A 19,348-nucleotide genomic window follows, 5' to 3' on the forward strand; every position below is an offset into this window, starting at 1 on the left:
AATCAGGCGCAAACCGGGGCATTTCTATGAAATGCCCCGGTTTGAAGCCAGAAAAATCAGGGGCAGAAAAGGTCGTTCGATAGCGCAAAAAGCATGAGCGACAGCAACAGCGTCAGACCAATCGCCATCAAAACACGCAACGCCTTATCGCTGGGCGGACGCCCGGTGACAGCTTCGTAGGCGTGAAAGACAAGGTGACCGCCATCGAGCACGGGAATCGGAAACAGGTTCAACAACCCGACCGCCGTGCTGAGAACGGCGATGAACCAGATAAAACTGGTTGTCCCCTGCGATGCCATCGACCCGGAAGTTTCGGCGATTCCAATCGGCCCCGACAGGTTGCAGGTGCTGATCGCTCCGGTGATCATGTACCACAGGCCGGACAATGACCCGTCGATGATCCGACCCGTCTGCTGCACGCCCGACAGCAAAGCGCTGAATGGTCCGGTCATTTCAGTGGCGGGCTCAAAAAACATGCCGCCGACGATACCGATCCGGTAGTTGGTCTCGAACGTACCGTCGCTCTGTGGCTCATCAGTGCGCCGGGGCGTCATTTCCAGATCGCGGATGTCGCCATCGCGCCAGACTTCAAGCGTCAATGTTGCGCCTTCCGATCCTTCTACTGCCGCGCGCAACTGTTCAAACGCATAGATCGGCGTGCCATCAACGGACACGATGATGTCCCCGGCACGGAACCCGGCATCATCCGCCGCCGAGCGTGGGATGATCTGTGTTGCCACGGGAGGATAGACATAGGGGCCTTCGACAACCAGACTGCTGTCGCCCCGCTGTACGGTGTAGTTCAGATGTTCCTGAACCGGCAGATCGTCAAGAAAGGACTGAAAGCTCGAGGATTCGCCATAAGCGGGCAGCACAACGCCCTCAATCTCTAGCAATACGTCCCCAACCTGAAGTTCATTCTGGGCCGGAACCGCGCGCAGCTCACCCACCTTGACCGGGTCGGTTACTTCGCCGCGCAGCATCAACACGCCAGTGAAAATCAGAATAGAGAGCGCGAAATTGAACACCGGGCCTGCCGCAACCGTTGCGGCGCGCGCCCAAAGCGGTGCACCGTTCATCGTCCGCCGCCGCTCTGCATCGGACAGCTTCGACATTGCCTCATCGTCTTTGCCACCAGAGGCGTTGCTATCACCTTTGAACTTGACGTAGCCTCCTAAAGGCAACAGCGCGAATTGCCACTTGGTGCCGCGTTTGTCGACCCGCGAGAACAATACCGGACCGAAGCCAAGCGAGAACACCTCGGCATCGATGCCAGACCAACGCCCCACGATGTAATGACCGTATTCGTGAATAGCCACGATGATCGACAGGGCGATCACAAAGGCCAAGAGGGTCCAAATCAAACTACCAAACTGCGGCAGCAACGCTGCAATATCCAAGGCTCAACCCTCTAATTCGTTCATGATCTCGTCTGCTCGTACACGTGCGAGATGGTCTAGCTGCATCACGTTATCAAGTGTGATGGCGGCATCAATATGACCGGGATGGGCCGAAACTCTGCTCAAGACCTCTTCCACGACCACTGCGATTTGCTGGAATCCAATGCGTTTCGCGATGAACCCGTCCAACGCCCGCTCCTTGGCCGCGTTGAAACAGGCCCCTGCCAATCCGCCCGTTGCCATCACCTCGCGCGCAAGGCGCAAGGCAGGCCAACGCGTTTCGTCTGCGGGCCGAAAGGTCAGCTGGCCCAGCTTGACCAGATCCAGACGCTCGACCGGCAAGAATTTGCGTTCCGGGTAGTGTAACGCAAAGCCGATGGCATGGCGCATATCGGGCGGACCAACATGGGCCATCAACGCACCATCACGGAACCCGACCAAAGCATGGATCATGGATTCAGGATGAACAACGGCTTCAATTTTTGCCGGGTTTATTTGAAAGAACTCTTTTGTTTCAATCAACTCCAGCGCTTTGTTAAACATGGACGCACTGTCGATGGTGATCCGCTGACCCATATCCCAATTGGGGTGTGTTGCAGCCTGTTCCGGCGTCGCATTGGCCAAATCTTCCAAAGGCCAGTCGCGGAATGCACCGCCCGACGCCGTAATGATCACACGCTCAACGGCACTGATGTCTTCGCCGATCAGGGCCTGAAACACCGCTGAATGTTCGCTGTCCACCGGCAGGATCGACGCTCCGTACGCTTTGGCAGTCGAAAGCATCAACGGCCCCGCGCAGACCATGCTTTCCTTGTTGGCAAGAGCGAGGCTTGCCCCCTGTTCCAGCGCCCGCAATCCCGGTGCCAGCCCCGCCGCGCCGACAATCGACGACATCACCCAATCCGCAGGTCGGTTGGCCGCTTCGATCAAGGCAGCAGGTCCGGCGGCGGCCTCAACGCCAGAGCCATCCAAGGCCGCCCGCAAATCATCGAGACGCGCGGGATCCGCTGTAATTGCGATCTCGGCGCCAAAGGCGATGGCGTCCCCCGCAAGCTGTGCGATGTTCTGATCACCAGTCAGCGCGACGACCTGATAGGCGTCACGGTCCCGACCTATCAGGTCCAGCGTGTTTTGTCCGATAGAGCCTGTGGCCCCAAAAATCGTGACCCGCCTCATTGGGTCCCCGGCGGAAATCCGACAAGCTGCCCGGCGATCACAATGAACAAGGCCGCCCCAAGCATGCCGTCAAACCGATCTAGAAGCCCCCCGTGACCGGGGATCAGGCGCGAACTGTCCTTGACCCCTGCCCGGCGCTTTATGGCGCTTTCGGCGATGTCGCCAATCTGGCTGGCCATGCTGACGGCGATACTGACCCCGATCAGGCCGATGCCCGCTTGAGTGTTGCTGGCGAAGAGCACTGCAACCACTGATGACCCTGCCCACCCTGCAACTGTCCCGGACCATGTCTTTTTCGGGCTGACGCGCGGCCACAGCTTGGGTCCGCCGATCAAACGTCCTGCGAAATAACCTGCGATGTCGGTGACCACCACGACAAGCAAAAGCCAGACCATCCAAGTCAGGCCGAAGTCATCGCGCAGGGACATCAAGCCATAGCCGGCAAGCAGGATAAACGCGGTAAAGACCGCATAGGTCACACCGCCCCGCTCCATTCGGCCCAATCCCAGCATCGACGGCATCAGCAATAGCGGCAGCGCAAACGAGGCTGGCAATTCGATCGCAACCATCGAAACCAACGCCGACACGACGGCAAGGATCATCGGGGACTTGCTGCGCGCCGTGTCCAGCATCGTCACCAATTCCCAGACCATAAGGCCGACAACGATGGAAATCAGACCGTGAAACCAAAGACCACCCAGCCAGACACCCAGCGCGCCGATGCCAACCATCGCCACGGCCGAAATCAGCCGCGGCGCAAGGTCGTCCCACTTGCCTGAAGTCATGCCACCACTGCGCCGAAACGGCGTTCACGGGTGCCAAAGCCACCGACCACCGACCGGAATTCGTCAGCGGTGAAATCGGGCCAGAGCGTATCGATAAATTCGTATTCCGAATAGGCTGATTGCCACAGAAGAAAGTTCGAGATGCGGGCTTCTCCGCTGGTGCGGATCACAAGGTCTGGATCAGGTAAAACGCAGGTATCTAAATACTTTGGAAGCGTTTCTTCGTCTACATCATCCGGATTCAGCCGCCCTTCAGCCACGTCACGGGCCAACCGCTTGGTGGCGCGAGCCACCTCGTCTCGTCCGCCGTAATTGATCGCAATGGTCAGATTGACCGTCCGGCAATGCGCCGTCAGCGCTTCAAGTTCGTCCATCATCGCGACCAGCTTCTGGTCCAGACGCACGCGGTCGCCGATGAAGCGGACGCAGACGTCGTTCGCCTTGAGCGCCTTTGCCTCGCGCGTGATGTAGCGGCGAAAGAGGTTCATCAGCCCAGAGACTTCGGACTGCGTGCGCTTCCAATTTTCGGTCGAGAAGGCAAAGACCGTCAGGTAATCCACCCCAAGATCCGGACACGCCTCGACAATCTCGCGAACGCGACGTGCGCCTGCCTGATGCCCGAACAAACGCGGTCTACCGCGCTGGGTGGCCCAGCGACCATTGCCGTCCATGATGATCGCCACATGGCGTGGACCGTCATCTTTTGCTGTGGGCTGGGGATTTACCATCTTGAAGGGGTCCTTGTTGTGCCGGTCTCAGACCTGCATGATCTCTTCCTGCTTTGTCTCCAAAGCGGCATCGACCTTTTTGATGTAGGCATCGGTGAGTTCCTGAACTTCACCTTCCCAGAACTTCTGATCATCTTCAGAAAGGCCGTCCCCCTTGGCCTTTTTGATCTGATCCATGCCGTCACGGCGGATATTGCGCACCGACACACGGGCGTGTTCTGCGTATTGACCGGCAACTTTGCCCAATTCGCGGCGCCGCTCTTCGTTCAGTTCCGGGATCGGCAACATGATGATCGTGCCATTAAGCTGCGGATTGATACCCAGACCACTTTCGCGGATCGCTTTCTCGACCTTGCCGACCAATCCCTTGTCCCACACATTGATCGTGACCATGCGCGGCTCGGGCACGTTGACCGTGCCGACCTGGTTGATGGGCGTCATGCTTCCGTATGCGTCCACCATCACAGGTTCCAGCATGGACGCACTGGCGCGACCGGTGCGGAGAGACGCAAATTCGGTGCGCAGGTTTGCCATCGCGCCATCCATGCGGCGCGTCAGATCGTCGGTGTCGAGAATGAAGTCGTCTGCCATATGGCCCTCAAGAGCGGTTTTTGTGCTTTGTTTCGGGTTCTAAGCGACGCGTGCCCGAAAGTATAGCACCTTGCATCACTGTGGTTTATTCACGCGCCGCGCTGTGACGGATTGGTCAAGCCGCCTCGCCTGCCCCTGCTTTCGATCCACCATGCACCTTGGTGTAGGTGCCATCACCGGCGAGGATACCGCGGAACCCGCCCGGTTCATCAAGCGAGAACACGATGATCGGCAGGCTGTTGTCACGCGCAAGCGCGATGGCTGAGGCATCCATCACCTTGAGGTTCTTTTGCAGCACCTCGTCATAGGTCACGGCGTCATATCGTTTCGCGTCTGAATTGGTGCGCGGGTCTTTGTCGTAAATCCCATCGACGCCATTCTTGCCCATCAGGATCGCTTCGCAGTTCATTTCATTTGCACGCAACGCAGCGGCGGTGTCCGTGGTGAAATACGGATTGCCTGTGCCGCCTGCAAAGACGCACACACGCTTTTTCTCAAGGTGCCGAACAGCGCGACGTCGGATATACGGCTCGGCAACCTCGTCCATGCGGATGGCCGAGATCACGCGGGTGAACACGCCCTGCTCTTCCAAAGCGGACTGCATCGCCAGCGCATTCATCACCGTTGCCAACATGCCCATGTAATCGGCTGTCGTGCGCTCCATTCCCTGTGCGCTGCCTTGCAGCCCCCGGAAAATGTTCCCGCCGCCGATGACCATACAAATCTCGACACCAAGGTCGTGAACCGATTTAACTTCTTGTGCGATGCGTTGGACCGTTGGCGGATGCAGCCCATAGCCCTGATCCCCCATCAGCGCCTCGCCCGATATCTTGAGCATCACGCGTTTGTATTTCGGATGAGGGGTCTGGGTGTCCGCCATGTTGCGCTCCGTTTCAACGAGAGTCTAAAGTTGCGTGCAACCTGTCGGAAAACCGGCTTAGGGGCAAGGCGAACTCGCCCAATCCGGCAAACACGCCGCAGGGCAGACCATCTTGAAGGGACGGCAACAGTGGACCAACACGTCTCAGACCGGATCGCAGCGATAGATCCGGCCAGACCGGTGCTGATTGCAGGTCCGACCGCCAGCGGCAAATCCGAACTCGCGCTGCGCATCGCTGAAACCCAAGGTGGTGTGATCGTCAACGCAGACGCCATACAGGTTTATTCGGACTGGCGGATTCTTACAGCACGCCCATCGCTGGAGGACGAAGCCCGCGCGCCACATGCACTCTATGGACATGTGGCGGGCGACAAACCCTATTCTGTCGGTGATTGGCTGCGAGACCTCGTCCCTCTTTTGAACGGTGGCGAACGCCCGATCATCGTAGGCGGAACGGGGCTCTATTTCACCGCACTCACCGAAGGCTTGGCGCAGATTCCCGCAACACCGGATGACATCCGCAACGAAGCCATGCGACGGATCGAGGCCGAGGGCCATGCGTCGCTTGTGGCCGAGCTTGACGCAGAGACCCGCAACCGTATCGACACCGCGAACCCGATGCGCGTGCAGCGCGCGTGGGAAGTGCTGACCAGCACCGGCAAAGGGCTGGCCGAATGGCAAGACGAAACCGACCCACCGCTCTTGCCGCTTGCGCAGGTGACAGCCTGTGTCGTGACTGCAGACAAAGACTGGCTGACCCCAAGGATCGAACGTCGGTTTGATCAGATGCTTGCAACCGGAGCGCTGGACGAGGCGCGGGCAAACCGCCCAACATGGTTGCCTTCACTTCCCTCGGCAAAAGCCATCGGCGCGGCTGAACTGATGGCAGTGATCGACGGCACAATGAGTCTCGACGAGGCGCGCAATAGATCGACTGTCCTCACACGGCAATTCGCCAAGCGGCAGCGTACTTGGTTTCGTGCACGGATGCGCGACTGGGAGCAGGTTGACGCAAGGGAACTGTGACAGGTTTTACCCCCTGCCTTGGGCTAATCGTTCCGTGATGTCGCATTAGGCCAAGCCGGGTGTCGCAATCAGACCTCAAAAGGTCTAGTCTGACGATTGACGGGGCCAATCCGTTAAGGCGCTATGTAAGAAAACAACGAGCGCCGACCTCGGTCTCGGAAAAACAGCGCAGCATTCAAGCGCGCACATAACAAACGTGTCACAGGGAGAATCAGATGACGCACACCATGCAGACCAAAACACTGCACCCAGCGGCCAAGCTATACGCCGACGAATACAAGGCCGGCCTCTTGGACCGCCGCGAATTCCTGACGCGCGCGACCAGCCTTGGCGTCACGGCCGCCGCAGCTTACGGTTTGATCGGACTGTCCCAGCCGGTTCAGGCGCAGACGGCAAATATTCAACAAGGTGGCACACTGCGCATTCAGACGCTGGTCAAAGCCATGAAAGACCCCCGTGCCTATGACTGGTCCGAAATCGGCAACCAGTCGCGCGGTTTCCTAGAATACCTCATCGAATACCAGAACGATGGATCGTTCCGCGGTATGCTTTTGGAAAGCTGGGAGGTCAGTGACGACGCCAAGGTATACACTCTCAACGTGCGGCCGGGCGTGACATGGAACAACGGCGACCCGTTCACCGCCGCCGATGTTGCACGCAACATTGCCGGTTGGTGCGATTCGGCGATGGAGGGCAACTCCATGTCGGCTCGGATGGGTGGTCTGATCGATGCGAACACAGGTCAGGCCCGCGACGGCGCGATCGAAGTTGTCGACGATACGACAGTGCGTTTGAACCTGTCGGCACCCGACATCGCGATCATCGCCAACATGTCCGATTATCCGTCAGCAATCGTACACGAAAGCTATGACGGCGGTGACGTCTACGCAAACGGCATTGGCACTGGCCCATTCCGTCCGGTGTCCATCGAAGTCGGTGTCAAAGCGATCATTGAACGCGCCACCGACCACACATGGTGGGGCACCGAAGTGCTTGGCGGACCTTACCTCGACCGGATCGAATTCATCGATTACGGCACCGACCCGGCCTCGTGGCTGGCGGCGGCGGAATCGGGTGAGGTCGATCTGCTTTATGAATCGGTTGGCGATTTCATCGACATCCTAGATGCCATCGGTTGGTCAAAGACAGAAACCGTGACGGCGGCAACACTGGTGCACCGGTTCAACCAGCAAACCGAAGTCGATGGACGTGTGCCTTATGCCGACCGCAACGTGCGTGTCGCTTTGGCGATGATGGTCGACAACGCGGTCTGCCTTGAGCTGGGATACAATGGCCGTGGTCAGGTGGCCGAGAACCACCATGTCTGCCCGATCCACCCCGCCTATGCGGATATCGGTCCGGCACCGTTCGATCCGGCCGCAGGCAAGGCGATGCTCGACGGCACTGATTTCGCCGATTACGAGCACGAGCTGATCACTCTAGACGACGATTGGGAACGCAACACCGGTGCTTCGGTGCGGGCGCAGATCGCGGACGCTGGCGTGAACATCAAGCACACTGTTCTGCCGGGGTCGACCTTCTGGAACGACTGGACCAAATTCCCGTTCAGCGCGACCACGTGGAACCACCGTCCACTGGACGTTCAGGTTCTGTCGCTGGCCTATCGTTCGGGCGAGGCGTGGAACGAAAGCGGCTATGCGAACCCAGAGTTCGACGCGCTGATGGCAGACGCCCTGTCCATTGCCGATGCCGAAAAGCGGCGCGACGTGATGGCCAAGGTAGAGCAGACCCTGCGTGACGATGGTGTGATGATCCAGCCGTTCTGGCGGTCGCTCTACAACCACCACAACGGCAACGTGGTGAACGCAGAGAAGCACCCATCGCACGAGTTCCATCTCTACAAGTTCGGGTTCGCGGCCTGATCCCAAAGTCTGGCTCTGTTCCCCTGCATTGCGGGGGGACAGACCGCCGCTGAGACTCCACGCTCTGCGCGGTTCTGCGCTGACATGACGAGGGAGACCCACCCGACATGGCTTTTTTTCTGCTCCGACGCATCGCGACGATGCTTCTGACAGCACTTTGTTTGACGTTTATCGTTTTCTGGCTCACCAATCTTGCTCCAAACTTGGAAAAGCTGGCCAAAAACCAGGGCAACGTCCGGATGACGGACGAACAGGTTGCAAGCTTTCTTCAAGATCGCGGCTACGCCCAACCCCTGCCCCTGAAATACGCGCAATGGCTCGGCGTCGCCCCCGGCTGGGTGATCGAAGGCCGGGACGGGACGACGCGGTCACGCTGCAATGGTGCGCTTGAAAACGGTGTTCTGCCCGAAGATGCTCGCAGTTTCTGCGGTGTTCTGCAGGGCGACTGGGGATATTCAACTGTCTTTCAGGACGGTGTCGGGTCGATCATTGCGACACGGCTGGGCCTGACCGGAAAGCTGATGTTCTGGGTGATGATGGTCATGGTGCCCGGCGCATTGATTATCGGCGTTCTGGCCGGCATGCGCGAAGGCAGCCGCACGGATCGGTCGCTCTCCACTGTATCGATCATTACGACGGCCACCCCCGAATATGTCTCTGGCGTCGTATTCATCGCCGTCTTTGCCTCGACCGCGTTCGGCTTGCGATGGTTCAATGGGTCGGCCACCAGTGCGATGGAAAACGCGACTTTCGAAAACTTTACTCTGCCCGTCATGACCATCGCGCTTTACGGCATGGGCTATATCGCCCGGATGACCCGCGCGTCGATGGCCGAAGTGATGACGGCGCAATACATCCGCACCGCCCGTTTGAAGGGTGTCAGCTTTCCGAACATCGTTCTCAAACACGCTTTGCGGAATGCGCTGATCGCGCCGTTCACGGTGATCATGCTGCAATTCCCGTGGCTGCTGAATGGCGTGGTGATCGTCGAGACCTTGTTCAACTACAAGGGCTTCGGCTGGACGCTGGTGCAGGCGGCCGGGAACAATGACATCGAATTGCTGCTGGGGGTTTCGGTCGTATCGGTCTTCGTGGTGCTGATCACTCAGCTCATTTCGGACATCGGCTACGTGTATCTCAACCCGCGCATCAGCGTGTCCTGAGCGGAAGGAATAGCAAAATGGAACCGCTCAGCTGGTTTGAAATCATCACCCGAGTTCTGATCCAGTTCATGCCCGTCTGGGTTTCGCTGATCTCACTCTTCACCCTCTCTTTTGTCTACAAGCGGCGACTGGGCCTTTACGGCAAGCTTTTCGACAGCACCATCGGCATGATCGGCTTTGCGCTGGTGATGTTCTGGGTGTTTACCGGCATCTTCGGGGCTTTCGATCTGATTATCACCCATGATCCGCTGTCGCAGGTGTCGAGCATGAAGAACAAGCCCCCCGGAACGGCGATTATGGGGGTGGAGGACGGCCAGTACCCCTATTATCTGTTCGGTGGCGACAATCTTGCTCGCGACGTGTTCAGCCGCATGGTCAAAGGCGCGTGGGTGGTGGTCCAGATCGCGCCCTTGGCGACGCTCTTTGCGTTCATGGTCGGGATCACATTGGGCCTGCCTGCGGGCTACTATGGTGGACGGCTCGATACATTCCTCAGTTTTCTGGCGAACCTGATCCTCGCCTTTCCGGTGATCCTGCTGTTCTACCTGCTGGTCACACCCGAGATCGTGGACACAGGCATCCCCAATTACATGGCGATGGTGTTGTTCATCTTCCCGATCATCTTTGTCGGCGTACTGCTCAACTCGCGCTACCGCACACAACCAAAGGTCCGCACGCCGCTGCTGATCGGCGTTCTGGGGGTGATGGGATGGCTATACCTGTCGCTGATCTCGCAACCGGGAACGGCGCTGACCGTGCTGCCGGATGCGGTGGATTTGTTCAACCTGCAAGGCGGCATTCTTGTGGTGTTTGTGTCGGTGGTCTTCGTCAACTCACCCACGGTTTTCCGGATCGTGCGGGGCTTGGCCATGGACATCAAGACCCGCGATTACGTGGCCGCGGCCCAGACGCGCGGCGAACGGCCATGGTACATCATGTTGTGGGAAATCCTGCCCAACGCGCGCGGTCCGTTGATCGTCGATTTCTGCCTGCGGATCGGCTACACGACGATCCTTTTGGGCACGCTTGGCTTTTTCGGTCTTGGCCTGCCGCCGGAAAGCCCGGATTGGGGCACCACGATCAATGATGGGCGCCGACTGCTGCAGATCTACCTGCACCCCGCGATGGTGCCTGCCTTTGCCCTTCTCAGCATGGTGCTTGGGTTGAATTTGTTAGCCGATGGCCTGCGTGAAGAAAGCTTGCGCGATTGATGAAAGGAGGTCTGGGGGCTCTGCCCCCAGACCCCCGGAGTTTACTTGGCAAGATGAAGAGGGACGCAAGTCTCCAGCTCCGACAGGGAGAAAAGACATGACAGACAGCTATGACGGCCCCATCCTCGAGATCGACAGCTTGTCGATTTCCTTTTTCACAAGATTGCGGGAAATCCCAGCCGTGATGGATTTTTCGGTCAAAGTCATGCCGGGCGAAGCGGTGGGCCTTGTGGGCGAGTCGGGTTGCGGGAAATCCACCGTCGCGCTGGGTGTGATGCAGGATCTCGGCAAGAACGGGCGCATCGTCGGCGGGTCGATCAAGTTCAAGGGCCGCGATCTGGGCGCCATGAGCCAGGACGAGCTGCGCAAAATCCGCGGCTCCGAGATCGCGATGATCTACCAGGAACCTATGGCGTCGTTGAACCCGGCGATGAAGATCGGGCGGCAGTTGATGGAAGTGCCGATGATCCATCGCGGATCGTCGGAAAAAGAGGCTTACGCGCGCGCCTTGCAAGTGGTCACAGATGTAAAGTTGCCCGACCCCAAGCGCATTCTGGATGCCTATCCGCACCAGCTGTCCGGTGGCCAGCAGCAGCGCATCGTGATCGCCATGGCCCTGATGGCCGAGCCGTCGCTTCTGATCCTAGACGAGCCGACAACCGCGCTTGACGTGACGGTTGAGGCGGCGGTGGTCGAACTGGTCAAGGAACTGGGCAAGAAATACGGCACATCAATGCTGTTCATCAGCCACAACCTTGGTCTGGTTCTGGAAACCTGCGACCGGCTCTGTGTGATGTATTCCGGCGAAGCAGTGGAGCGTGGGTCAATTAAGGATGTCTTCGACGAGATGCAGCATCCCTATACTCAGGCGTTGTTCCAGTCGATTCCCCTGCCCGGCGCTGACAAGAACGCGCGTCCTTTGCGCGCCATTCCCGGCAACTTTCCCCTGCCACACGAGCGGCCCAACGGCTGCAATTTCGGTCCGCGTTGCGATTATTTCGAAGCCGGGCGCTGCGATGCGGGTGATATCAAGATGTTCGATGTTCCGGGAAACGAGCGTCACGCCACACGCTGTCTGCGGTTCAAGGAGATCGACTGGCAGGCCCCGATGGAGGCAGGCGACACGACGCGAAAATCCGAACCGGGACGTGTTGTTCTCAAGATGGACAACCTGAAGAAATATTACGAGGTTGCGGCGAATGCGCTGTTTGGCAAACGGGGCGATACGAAAGTGGTCAAAGCCAACGAAACCCTGAGTTTCGAGGCCCGAGAATCCGAGACATTGGCCATCGTCGGCGAGTCCGGCTGCGGCAAGTCGACCTTTGCCAAGGTCTTGATGGGGCTAGAGACCGCGACGGACGGGCAAATCCTGCTCGACAATCGCAATATCGAGGCAACACCGATCGAGAAACGCGACACTCAGACGATCGCGGATGTTCAAATGGTGTTTCAAAACCCGTTCGACACGCTCAATCCGTCGATGACGGTGGGTCGGCAGATCATCCGCGCGCTTGAGGTGTTCGGCGTCGGCAAGAATGACGCCGAGCGGCGCGAGCGGATGCTGGAACTGCTCGACCTTGTGAAACTGCCGCGCGCCTTTGCAGAGCGGATGCCGCGCCAGTTGTCAGGTGGGCAGAAACAGCGCGTTGGCATCGCCCGCGCCTTTGCCGGAAACGCACGTATCGTGGTGGCGGATGAACCCGTCTCGGCTTTGGACGTATCGGTACAGGCGGCGGTCACAGACCTGTTGATGGAGATCCAACGCGAGCAGAAAACCACTCTGCTGTTCATCAGCCATGACTTAAGCATCGTCCGCTATCTATCTGATCGCGTTATGGTTATGTATCTTGGGCATGTGGTGGAGCTGGGCACGACGGATCAGGTGTTTTCACCCCCTTACCATCCTTATACCGAAGCGCTGTTGTCAGCGGTCCCGATTGCCGACACGCGGGTGACGAAAAAGCACATCGTATTGGAAGGCGACATTCCCTCGGCCATGAATCCACCACCCGGCTGCCCGTTCCAAACGCGGTGTCGCTGGAAATCACAGGTTGCAGATGGGCTGTGCGAACGGGAAGTCCCGCCCCTGCGCCAGTTGGGGGATGGGCATCAGGTGAAATGCCACCTAAGCGATGCGGACCTTGCGAGCATGGAACCGGTTATCCAGATCGCTGCTGAATAACCGACCAGCTTGCATCGTGGTTCCGTCTGATCGGGACCGTATCAAAATGTCGTGCAACACACTGGGTCAGCCCAATAGGGCTGGCATGTCTGTGCTGTTGGATCAGTTGGTCAGGAAATCCTGAGCGGTCAGGACAGCCGCGCCTGTTGCATCGGTCACGGCCTGTGTGTTGTCGGCAAGACCGACATAGGTCAACATCGCCATGCCCACGACTGCAGCAGTCAATACCACCCAATCGACGGTCACCGCACCCGACTCGTCCGACTGAAACCTGTTGATGAACTTAATCATGCCACTCTCCATACTTCCCGCCTCGGCCCGCCCTTCGAGCGGTATCTGATCCGGGTACAGTTCCACGTTTTCTGATGGTGTTTTGGAGGTTGAATGGGGCAGCAGTTTGACCGAAATGAAACCGTTTTGGTCGCAACGAGGGAAAGATATACTCAAAATCGGGGTCGGATTGCCGCAATTTCCCGGCTGCGAAACAATCGGCGTCAAGTGTCTGAATTGACGAGACTTACCGTCCCCAGATTTTTTTGACGTAGTTCCGGGTTTCGCGGTAAGGCGGAATTCCCTTGTGCTTTTCAACTGCGCCGGGTCCTGCGTTATAGGCAGCAAGCGCCAAAGGCCATTGGCCGAACTTGCGGTACTGCTCTTTCAGATAGCGCGCACCACCATCGAGGTTCTCGGCGGGGTCGTTAGGATTGACGCGCAGGTCTTGTGCTGTGCCGGGCATCAGCTGGGCCAGGCCGATCGCTCCCTTGTGGGACCGCGCATTTGGATTGAAATTGCTTTCCTGTTGCACAAGACGCAGGAACAAGTCTTCAGGAATCCCGTGCCGCCGGGCGGCATCGCGCGCCATGCCCGCGTATTCCCCGACATATCGACCACGATATTTCGGGACCGGACCGTCTTCTCCGGCATCGCCCCATTTTGTCGGCGTCACGACCTTGGGCGGCTGCAAACGCACCGAGCTTTTGTATTGCTGGGCGGCTCGCGAATCCAACACTTTGGTTTTGCTTGAAAAAAGCGTCACACGGCTTTTAGAAGACAGTACCTCGGCGCTTGCGGATCCTGCACTCATCATTACGGCCACACACACAACCGCAATAAATCTCGGTCTTGCTGTTCGCATAAATGCTCACGTCCCACATTGAGATTTTGCAGATGTATAGTCGGGAATCGCAGATCACACCAGCCTTGGTTGCTCATCATTTGTTAACCACAAGCTGATGGAGTGACAGCGAAGCCTTGGGCCAATAGCGGATGGCAATCCGGCAGAGCGCTGGTGTAGGGTCAGTGAAACGGCGCGTGGCGTCACAGATTCGAATTCTAGATGGGGGAAACATGGCCGGATCAGTCAACAAGGTCATCATCGTCGGCAATCTCGGCCGCGATCCGGAAGTGCGGACATTCCAGAACGGCGGCAAAGTCTGCAACCTGCGGATTGCCACGTCCGAGAACTGGAAAGATCGCAACACGGGCGAACGCAAGGAACGGACCGAATGGCACAGTGTTGCAATTTTTTCCGAACCGCTGGCGCGGATTGCAGAACAATATCTCAAGAAGGGCTCCAAGGTTTACATCGAAGGCCAATTGGAAACCCGCAAATGGCAGGACCAGTCCGGTCAGGATCGCTACACGACAGAAGTCGTGCTGCGCCCGTATCGCGGTGAACTGACTTTGCTTGACAGCCGCGATGGCGGCGGCGGCAGTGGTGGTTATGGCGGCGGCAGCAGCAGCGGTGGCGATTATGGTGGGGATTACGGCGGCGGTTATGGCGGCAACGATTATGGCGGCTCCAGCGGCGGAGGTGGTGGCGGTGGCCCCGCCCGTGCCCCGGCCCGCGATATCGACGACGAAATCCCGTTCTGACAAGAAAGCGCCCCAAGGGGCACTTTTTTATCGCTCGGACAAGGCGTCCTGCAACAACGCGAGCACCGTATCCGACGGAACATCCGAGGTGACGAAAGCGTCGCCAATGCCGCGCGCCAGAATAAAGCGCAATTGCCCGTCGATCACCTTTTTGTCCTGCCCCATAAGCTCAAGCAGCGCCTGAGCATCGGGCAGGTCACCGTCGATATCGGCGAGCGTGACCTTCATTCCCATCGCACTGAGCATTTCGCGTACGCGGCTTGGCTCTTCTTGGGAACACAGGACCAGACGCGACGACAGCTCGAACGCCAATGCACAGCCAATGGCCACGCCTTCTCCGTGCAGCAAACGCTCGGAATACCCGGTGGCAGCTTCGAACGCGTGACAGAACGTGTGCCCGAGGTTCAACAGCGCGCGGTCGCCCTGTTCGGTCTCATCTCGCACGACGATTTCAGCCTTCATCTCAACCGACCGTTTGACGGCATAGGCCAGCGCATCGGGGTCGCGCGCGGTGATGCGGGCGGCGTTCTGGTCTTGCCAGTCGAAAAACGCTGCATCGCCCAGAAGGCCGTATTTGACCACCTCGCCATAGCCCGCCAGAAAATCGCGCGTGGGCAAAGTCTGAAGAACCGAAATATCCGCCAGCACCAGCGCGGGTTGGTGAAACGCCCCAATCAGGTTTTTGCCTTGAGGCGCGTTGATCCCCGTCTTGCCGCCGACAGAGCTGTCGACCTGCGCCAACAACGATGTGGGGATCTGCACAAACCGAACCCCACGGCGCAGCACTGCACCAGCGAAGCCGACCAGATCACCAATCACACCACCCCCAAGGGCAATGACCACATCGCGGCGTTCGATCTTTTGCTCCAGCAGCCATTCCACGCATCGTTCGAACTGCGGCCAGCCCTTTGTGCTTTCTCCTGCAGGAAGCGTCAGGCTGACCGAAGCAATGCCTTCCGCAGCCAGTGCCCCCTCAAGCGCGGCAAGATGCAACGGAGCGACATGCGCATCGGTCACGATGGCTACACGTGGACGTTTCAGCAGCGGTGCGATCTCGACCCCGGCACGGCCAAGCAGGTCAGAGCCGATGCGCACATCATAAGCACGACCGTCCAAAGGAACATGTACGGTTTCGATCATGCCTGCACCTCCAATACATCCGGGCGCGTCTTCAGCGCCTCAATCACCCGTTTTGCCATCTCATCAATCGACAACCCCGGTTCGGACACAACGCTGAGGTCCGCCTTGGCGTAGATCGGCACGCGTTCATTATAAAGTCGGGTCAGCGCGCCAAGAGGATCCGGCACCCGCAACAATGGCCGGGTGTCCTTGTGGCGCACCCGGTGCCAAAGAAGGTCCAGATCGGCATTCAGCCACACCGCAACCCCCTCCTTCGAGATTATCTCGCGGTTCTCGGCGGCCATGTATGCCCCGCCTCCGGTCGACAAAACGCCCTTTTCCCGTTCAAGCAGGCGCGAAATGATCTGACGCTCTTTGATGCGAAAGAACGGCTCTCCATCACGTTCGAAAATCTCGGGGATGGTCATGTTGGCCGCTTTTTCGATTTCGGCATCCGAATCAAGAAAAGGAGCGTGCAACATACCGGCGACCGCCTTGCCGACAGCTGTTTTCCCCGCTCCCATCATGCCAACAAGAACCACAGTTTTCTTTAGTCTTGCCTGCATTGCCCCCGAGTGACCCCTTGTATCTCGGCCAAGTGCCGCCAATTTTTTGACATCCGCCGTTGAATGACGTGATCTTGGGTGGAATGCCAGTTATAACTTGGAAAAAATCAACGAGGCAGGGCAAGGGTCTACATGGGGCGCATCATCAAATGGCTGATCTATCTGGGCATCCTCGGCGCTTTGGCGCTTGTGGCATATGCCTATGTGGGGCCGTATTTCGGCGCGGATTTCTCGCCGCCGCAAACGGAAGTCAGACAACCCGTGACGCTGGATGCGAATTAAGTCGATCCTCTTGATTCTGGCCAGCACCGCATGGCCCGTGTTTGCTCAGGACCAGCAGCAGGACCAACCGCTGTCCGCGATCGACTGGTTGACGGTGCAGCGTATTGCGCCTCCGCTTGTGATGCTTCCGGATCAGAACCCGGTGGCCCAAAGCGCGGCAGTGCCCGATATCGACGTGCAGCCGCTGGACGCGCCGGGCATCAGTGGCGTTGGGTTGCTGCCAAGTTCGGTCACCGGTTTGCCGCCAAACCTGTGGCGTGGCAGCGACGAGGCCACGATCATCACAACGCTCGACCGGTTGCAGACCCGTCGTCCTTCGGTTCCCGCGCTCACTGGTCTGCTGCATATCCTGATGCTGGCCGAAGCCGATCCCCCTTCAAGTGCCACGGGCGACGCGCTGCTGCACGCCCGGGTCAACCTTCTGCACCAGCATGGCCTTGTAGCCCCGGCCGAAGCCTTGATGGAGCGCATCGGCACATTGACGCCCCAGCTCTTTGATCTCGCCTTCGATCTGGCACTTCTGACCGCATCCGACGAGGCGCTTTGCGCCCTTCTGGGCGATATGCCCAACCTAACCACTGACCTGCCCACGCGCATCTGGTGTGCGACCCGAAGCGGTGACTACCCGCACGCGATGACGATCTACCAGACCGGTGTCGCCTTGGGCCAGCTATCTGACCTTGATACGGAGCTGCTGCTGCGGTTTCTGGACCCGGAATACAGCGAAGACGTGGCCCCGATGCAGCCTCCGGTGCGCCCGACGCCACTGCAATTCCGTCTTTTCGAAGCCATCGGCGAGGCGCTGCCCACAACCCCGCTGCCCCTGCCCTTCGCCGTGGTCGAACTGTCGGGCGATGCCGGCTGGCGCGCACAGCTTCAGGCCGCGGAACGACTGGCCCGCGTGGGCGCAATCGACGCCAATCAGCTTCTTGGTGTCTATACCGCCCAGAAACCGGCCGCATCGGGCGGCATCTGGGATCGTGTCGCCGCCTTGCAGAAGCTCGAAACCGCGCTTGGCTCGGGGAATGCTGCAGCCATATCTACCGCGCTGGAACAGGTCTGGCCTCAGATGCGCGCCGCTGGTCTTCTGGTACCGTTCTCGCACCTCTTTGCCGCGCAACTGCAGGACATCCCCTTGGGCCAAAGAGCGCAGGATATCGCAACGACCGCCGGGCTTCTGACCGACAGCTATGAGACGGTGGGACAGCAGCTTGCGAACAATCCGAATGCGCGGCTGGCGTTTCTTGGATCGTTGGCGACCGGCTCCCCACCGGGCAGCATCCCTGCCGATCTGCCTCATGCATCAGCCTTGGCCGCCGCATGGACAGCGTCACCTCAAGCCCCTGCCATGCTGGCCGGACTGCCTGCGGAAAACCGTCTTGGCGAAGCGCTGCTGCATGCCATCCAACTGTTCGAAAGCGGGGCCGCCGGTGATGACGCAGACCTGACCGACGCGCTCCGCGCCTTGCGTGCCTTTGGTCTGGAAGACACCGCCCGCCGGGCTGCATTGCAGCTTGCCATCCTGGATATGGAAGGCGCACGGCGATGAGCGACCGCCACTGGATTGCCGCTTTTCTGGATGCGCAAGCTGCCGAACGCGGTGCTGCGACGAACACCCAACTCGCCTATGCCCGCGACCTTGCTGATTTCACCGACTGGTTGGCGCAGAGGGGGACATCCCTCAACACCGCCCAGAAACCGGATGTAGAAGGCTACCTGATCTACTGTGACGCGCAGGGTTTGGCGAAATCGACCCGTGCGCGGCGCCTCTCTGCGATCAAACAACTTTATCGGTTCTGTTTCGAAGAAGGCTTTCGCGAGGACAACCCTGCAGTGCAGATCAGCGGACCGGGCCGCGACAAACGCCTGCCCAAGACGCTGTCCACCGAAGAAGTCGACCGCCTTCTCAACGCAGCCGCCGCTCATGGCCGCAACCCAGCTGAACGCGAGCGCAACACCTGCCTTATGCAATTGCTCTACGCGACTGGCATGCGGGTGACTGAATTGGTCTCCCTGCCGTTGTCGTCTGCAAAAGGCGACCCAAGAATGCTGCTGATCCGTGGCAAGGGCGGCAAGGAACGGATGGTGCCGCTATCCCCCCCTGCCCGCGCTGCTCTGCGCGACTGGCTGAAGACCCGTGAAACGATGGAAGATGCAGCCCGCGCCGAAGGCAAACCGACCTCCACCTTTCTCTTCCCATCACGCGGCAAAGCCGGCCACCTGACGCGCCACGCATTTTACGTGCTGATCAAAGATTTGGCCGTCGAAGGCGGGGTCTCTCCCTCCAAGGTGACGCCACACACGCTGCGCCACGCCTTCGCGACCCATCTTCTGGCCAACGGCGCCGACCTGCGCTCGATCCAGACCTTTCTGGGACATGCGGATGTCTCCACCACCGAGATATACACACACGTTCTGGAAGAACGGCTCAAGGAGCTGGTGCTGGATCACCACCCATTGGCCCGCGACTGAGCCGTGGCT

Annotated in this window: 19 protein-coding genes; 9 read left to right on the plus strand and 10 right to left on the minus strand. The window is 59.0% G+C overall.

Annotated features, from left to right (window positions below):
* Window positions 1-56 precede the first annotated feature (56 nt).
* The 6 genes from rseP to pyrH all read right to left on the minus strand — a co-directional run bounded on the left by rseP (window position 57) and on the right by pyrH (window position 5,560).
* Entirely contained in the window at window positions 57-1,400 is a 1,344-nt protein-coding gene (gene rseP / locus MCRY_RS14145) for an RIP metalloprotease RseP (RefSeq protein ID WP_085630995.1), read from the minus strand.
* A 3-nt stretch (window positions 1,401-1,403) separates the two neighbouring features.
* Entirely contained in the window at window positions 1,404-2,576 is a 1,173-nt protein-coding gene (gene dxr / locus MCRY_RS14150) for a 1-deoxy-D-xylulose-5-phosphate reductoisomerase (RefSeq protein WP_085630997.1), read from the minus strand.
* The gene (locus MCRY_RS14155; RefSeq protein WP_085630999.1) at window positions 2,573-3,361 is read right to left on the minus strand and encodes a phosphatidate cytidylyltransferase; all 789 of its coding nucleotides are present in this window, start codon (window positions 3,359-3,361) and stop codon (window positions 2,573-2,575) included. The genes dxr and MCRY_RS14155 overlap by 4 nt, the downstream gene beginning before the upstream one ends.
* Window positions 3,358-4,089, minus strand: a complete 732-nt coding sequence (locus MCRY_RS14160) for an undecaprenyl pyrophosphate synthase (protein WP_085631001.1) — start codon at window positions 4,087-4,089, stop codon at window positions 3,358-3,360. The genes MCRY_RS14155 and MCRY_RS14160 overlap by 4 nt, the downstream gene beginning before the upstream one ends.
* Window positions 4,090-4,116: 27 nt before the next feature.
* The gene (frr, locus tag MCRY_RS14165) at window positions 4,117-4,680 is read right to left on the minus strand and encodes a ribosome recycling factor (protein ID WP_085631003.1); all 564 of its coding nucleotides are present in this window, start codon (window positions 4,678-4,680) and stop codon (window positions 4,117-4,119) included.
* 115 nt (window positions 4,681-4,795) lie between these two features.
* On the minus strand, window positions 4,796-5,560 hold the full coding sequence (gene pyrH / locus MCRY_RS14170; protein ID WP_085631005.1) for a UMP kinase: 765 nt from the start codon (window positions 5,558-5,560) through the stop codon (window positions 4,796-4,798).
* A 129-nt stretch (window positions 5,561-5,689) separates the two neighbouring features.
* Here pyrH and miaA point away from each other — a divergent pair, with 129 nt between their 5' ends.
* The 5 genes from miaA to MCRY_RS14195 all read left to right on the plus strand — a co-directional run bounded on the left by miaA (window position 5,690) and on the right by MCRY_RS14195 (window position 13,025).
* Entirely contained in the window at window positions 5,690-6,586 is an 897-nt protein-coding gene (gene miaA, locus MCRY_RS14175; RefSeq protein ID WP_244897917.1) for a tRNA (adenosine(37)-N6)-dimethylallyltransferase MiaA, read from the plus strand.
* 215 nt (window positions 6,587-6,801) lie between these two features.
* Window positions 6,802-8,469, plus strand: a complete 1,668-nt coding sequence (locus tag MCRY_RS14180) for an ABC transporter substrate-binding protein (RefSeq protein WP_085631009.1) — start codon at window positions 6,802-6,804, stop codon at window positions 8,467-8,469.
* 107 nt (window positions 8,470-8,576) lie between these two features.
* On the plus strand, window positions 8,577-9,632 hold the full coding sequence (locus MCRY_RS14185) for an ABC transporter permease (protein WP_085631011.1): 1,056 nt from the start codon (window positions 8,577-8,579) through the stop codon (window positions 9,630-9,632).
* Window positions 9,633-9,649: 17 nt separating this feature from the next.
* Window positions 9,650-10,843 (plus strand): ABC transporter permease, encoded by a 1,194-nt coding sequence (locus tag MCRY_RS14190; protein ID WP_085631013.1) that lies wholly within the window; start codon window positions 9,650-9,652, stop codon window positions 10,841-10,843.
* Window positions 10,844-10,940: 97 nt separating this feature from the next.
* Window positions 10,941-13,025 (plus strand): dipeptide ABC transporter ATP-binding protein, encoded by a 2,085-nt coding sequence (locus tag MCRY_RS14195; protein WP_085631015.1) that lies wholly within the window; start codon window positions 10,941-10,943, stop codon window positions 13,023-13,025.
* Between the two features lie 102 nt (window positions 13,026-13,127).
* On the opposite strand, the gene MCRY_RS14200 is transcribed toward MCRY_RS14195, so the two are convergent.
* Window positions 13,128-13,316 (minus strand): hypothetical protein, encoded by a 189-nt coding sequence (locus MCRY_RS14200; RefSeq protein ID WP_085631132.1) that lies wholly within the window; start codon window positions 13,314-13,316, stop codon window positions 13,128-13,130.
* A gap of 226 nt (window positions 13,317-13,542) precedes the next feature.
* A complete protein-coding gene (locus MCRY_RS14205; protein WP_409644941.1) occupies window positions 13,543-14,112 on the minus strand; it encodes a lytic transglycosylase domain-containing protein in 570 nt (189 codons plus the stop codon).
* Between the two features lie 260 nt (window positions 14,113-14,372).
* Here MCRY_RS14205 and ssb point away from each other — a divergent pair, with 260 nt between their 5' ends.
* Window positions 14,373-14,900: a single-stranded DNA-binding protein gene (gene ssb, locus MCRY_RS14210; protein WP_085631017.1), complete on the plus strand. Its 528-nt coding sequence runs from the start codon at window positions 14,373-14,375 to the stop codon at window positions 14,898-14,900.
* Window positions 14,901-14,927: 27 nt separating this feature from the next.
* Here the strand turns inward: ssb and aroB are convergent, their stop codons facing one another.
* Together aroB and MCRY_RS14220 are read right to left on the minus strand one after the other, a co-directional pair.
* Window positions 14,928-16,040, minus strand: a complete 1,113-nt coding sequence (gene aroB / locus MCRY_RS14215; protein WP_085631019.1) for a 3-dehydroquinate synthase — start codon at window positions 16,038-16,040, stop codon at window positions 14,928-14,930.
* Window positions 16,037-16,585, minus strand: coding sequence for a shikimate kinase (locus tag MCRY_RS14220; protein ID WP_085631021.1), 549 nt, complete (start codon window positions 16,583-16,585; stop codon window positions 16,037-16,039). The genes aroB and MCRY_RS14220 overlap by 4 nt, the downstream gene beginning before the upstream one ends.
* A 132-nt stretch (window positions 16,586-16,717) precedes the next feature.
* On the opposite strand from MCRY_RS14220, the gene MCRY_RS22935 reads away from it, so the two are divergent.
* Genes MCRY_RS22935 through MCRY_RS14230 form a run of 3 tightly spaced genes read left to right on the plus strand, consistent with a single transcriptional unit; the run spans window position 16,718 to window position 19,339 of the window.
* Window positions 16,718-16,867, plus strand: a complete 150-nt coding sequence (locus MCRY_RS22935) for a hypothetical protein (RefSeq protein ID WP_171046104.1) — start codon at window positions 16,718-16,720, stop codon at window positions 16,865-16,867.
* Window positions 16,857-18,416 (plus strand): hypothetical protein, encoded by a 1,560-nt coding sequence (locus MCRY_RS14225; protein ID WP_085631023.1) that lies wholly within the window; start codon window positions 16,857-16,859, stop codon window positions 18,414-18,416. The genes MCRY_RS22935 and MCRY_RS14225 overlap by 11 nt, the downstream gene beginning before the upstream one ends.
* A complete protein-coding gene (locus MCRY_RS14230) occupies window positions 18,413-19,339 on the plus strand; it encodes a site-specific tyrosine recombinase XerD (protein ID WP_085631025.1) in 927 nt (308 codons plus the stop codon). The genes MCRY_RS14225 and MCRY_RS14230 overlap by 4 nt, the downstream gene beginning before the upstream one ends.
* Window positions 19,340-19,348 lie beyond the last annotated feature (9 nt).

Origin of the sequence: Marivita cryptomonadis, from assembly GCF_002115725.1 — a bacterium.
GTDB classification, from domain to species: Bacteria; Pseudomonadota; Alphaproteobacteria; order Rhodobacterales; family Rhodobacteraceae; genus Marivita; species Marivita cryptomonadis.

Coding starts and splice junctions, on each gene's coding strand:
- MCRY_RS14160 (WP_085631001.1), bottom strand. CDS start 4,089: ATGGTAAATCCCCAGCCCACAGCAAAAGATGACGGTCCACGCCATGTG.
- MCRY_RS14225 (WP_085631023.1), top strand. CDS start 16,857: ATGCGAATTAAGTCGATCCTCTTGATTCTGGCCAGCACCGCATGGCCC.
- MCRY_RS14195 (WP_085631015.1), top strand. CDS start 10,941: ATGACAGACAGCTATGACGGCCCCATCCTCGAGATCGACAGCTTGTCG.
- pyrH (WP_085631005.1), bottom strand. CDS start 5,560: ATGGCGGACACCCAGACCCCTCATCCGAAATACAAACGCGTGATGCTC.
- MCRY_RS14190 (WP_085631013.1), top strand. CDS start 9,650: ATGGAACCGCTCAGCTGGTTTGAAATCATCACCCGAGTTCTGATCCAG.
- dxr (WP_085630997.1), bottom strand. CDS start 2,576: ATGAGGCGGGTCACGATTTTTGGGGCCACAGGCTCTATCGGACAAAAC.
- ssb (WP_085631017.1), top strand. CDS start 14,373: ATGGCCGGATCAGTCAACAAGGTCATCATCGTCGGCAATCTCGGCCGC.
- MCRY_RS14230 (WP_085631025.1), top strand. CDS start 18,413: ATGAGCGACCGCCACTGGATTGCCGCTTTTCTGGATGCGCAAGCTGCC.
- MCRY_RS22935 (WP_171046104.1), top strand. CDS start 16,718: ATGGGGCGCATCATCAAATGGCTGATCTATCTGGGCATCCTCGGCGCT.
- MCRY_RS14200 (WP_085631132.1), bottom strand. CDS start 13,316: ATGATTAAGTTCATCAACAGGTTTCAGTCGGACGAGTCGGGTGCGGTG.
- aroB (WP_085631019.1), bottom strand. CDS start 16,040: ATGATCGAAACCGTACATGTTCCTTTGGACGGTCGTGCTTATGATGTG.
- MCRY_RS14205 (WP_409644941.1), bottom strand. CDS start 14,112: ATGATGAGTGCAGGATCCGCAAGCGCCGAGGTACTGTCTTCTAAAAGC.
- MCRY_RS14180 (WP_085631009.1), top strand. CDS start 6,802: ATGACGCACACCATGCAGACCAAAACACTGCACCCAGCGGCCAAGCTA.
- MCRY_RS14220 (WP_085631021.1), bottom strand. CDS start 16,585: ATGCAGGCAAGACTAAAGAAAACTGTGGTTCTTGTTGGCATGATGGGA.
- MCRY_RS14185 (WP_085631011.1), top strand. CDS start 8,577: ATGGCTTTTTTTCTGCTCCGACGCATCGCGACGATGCTTCTGACAGCA.
- MCRY_RS14155 (WP_085630999.1), bottom strand. CDS start 3,361: ATGACTTCAGGCAAGTGGGACGACCTTGCGCCGCGGCTGATTTCGGCC.
- frr (WP_085631003.1), bottom strand. CDS start 4,680: ATGGCAGACGACTTCATTCTCGACACCGACGATCTGACGCGCCGCATG.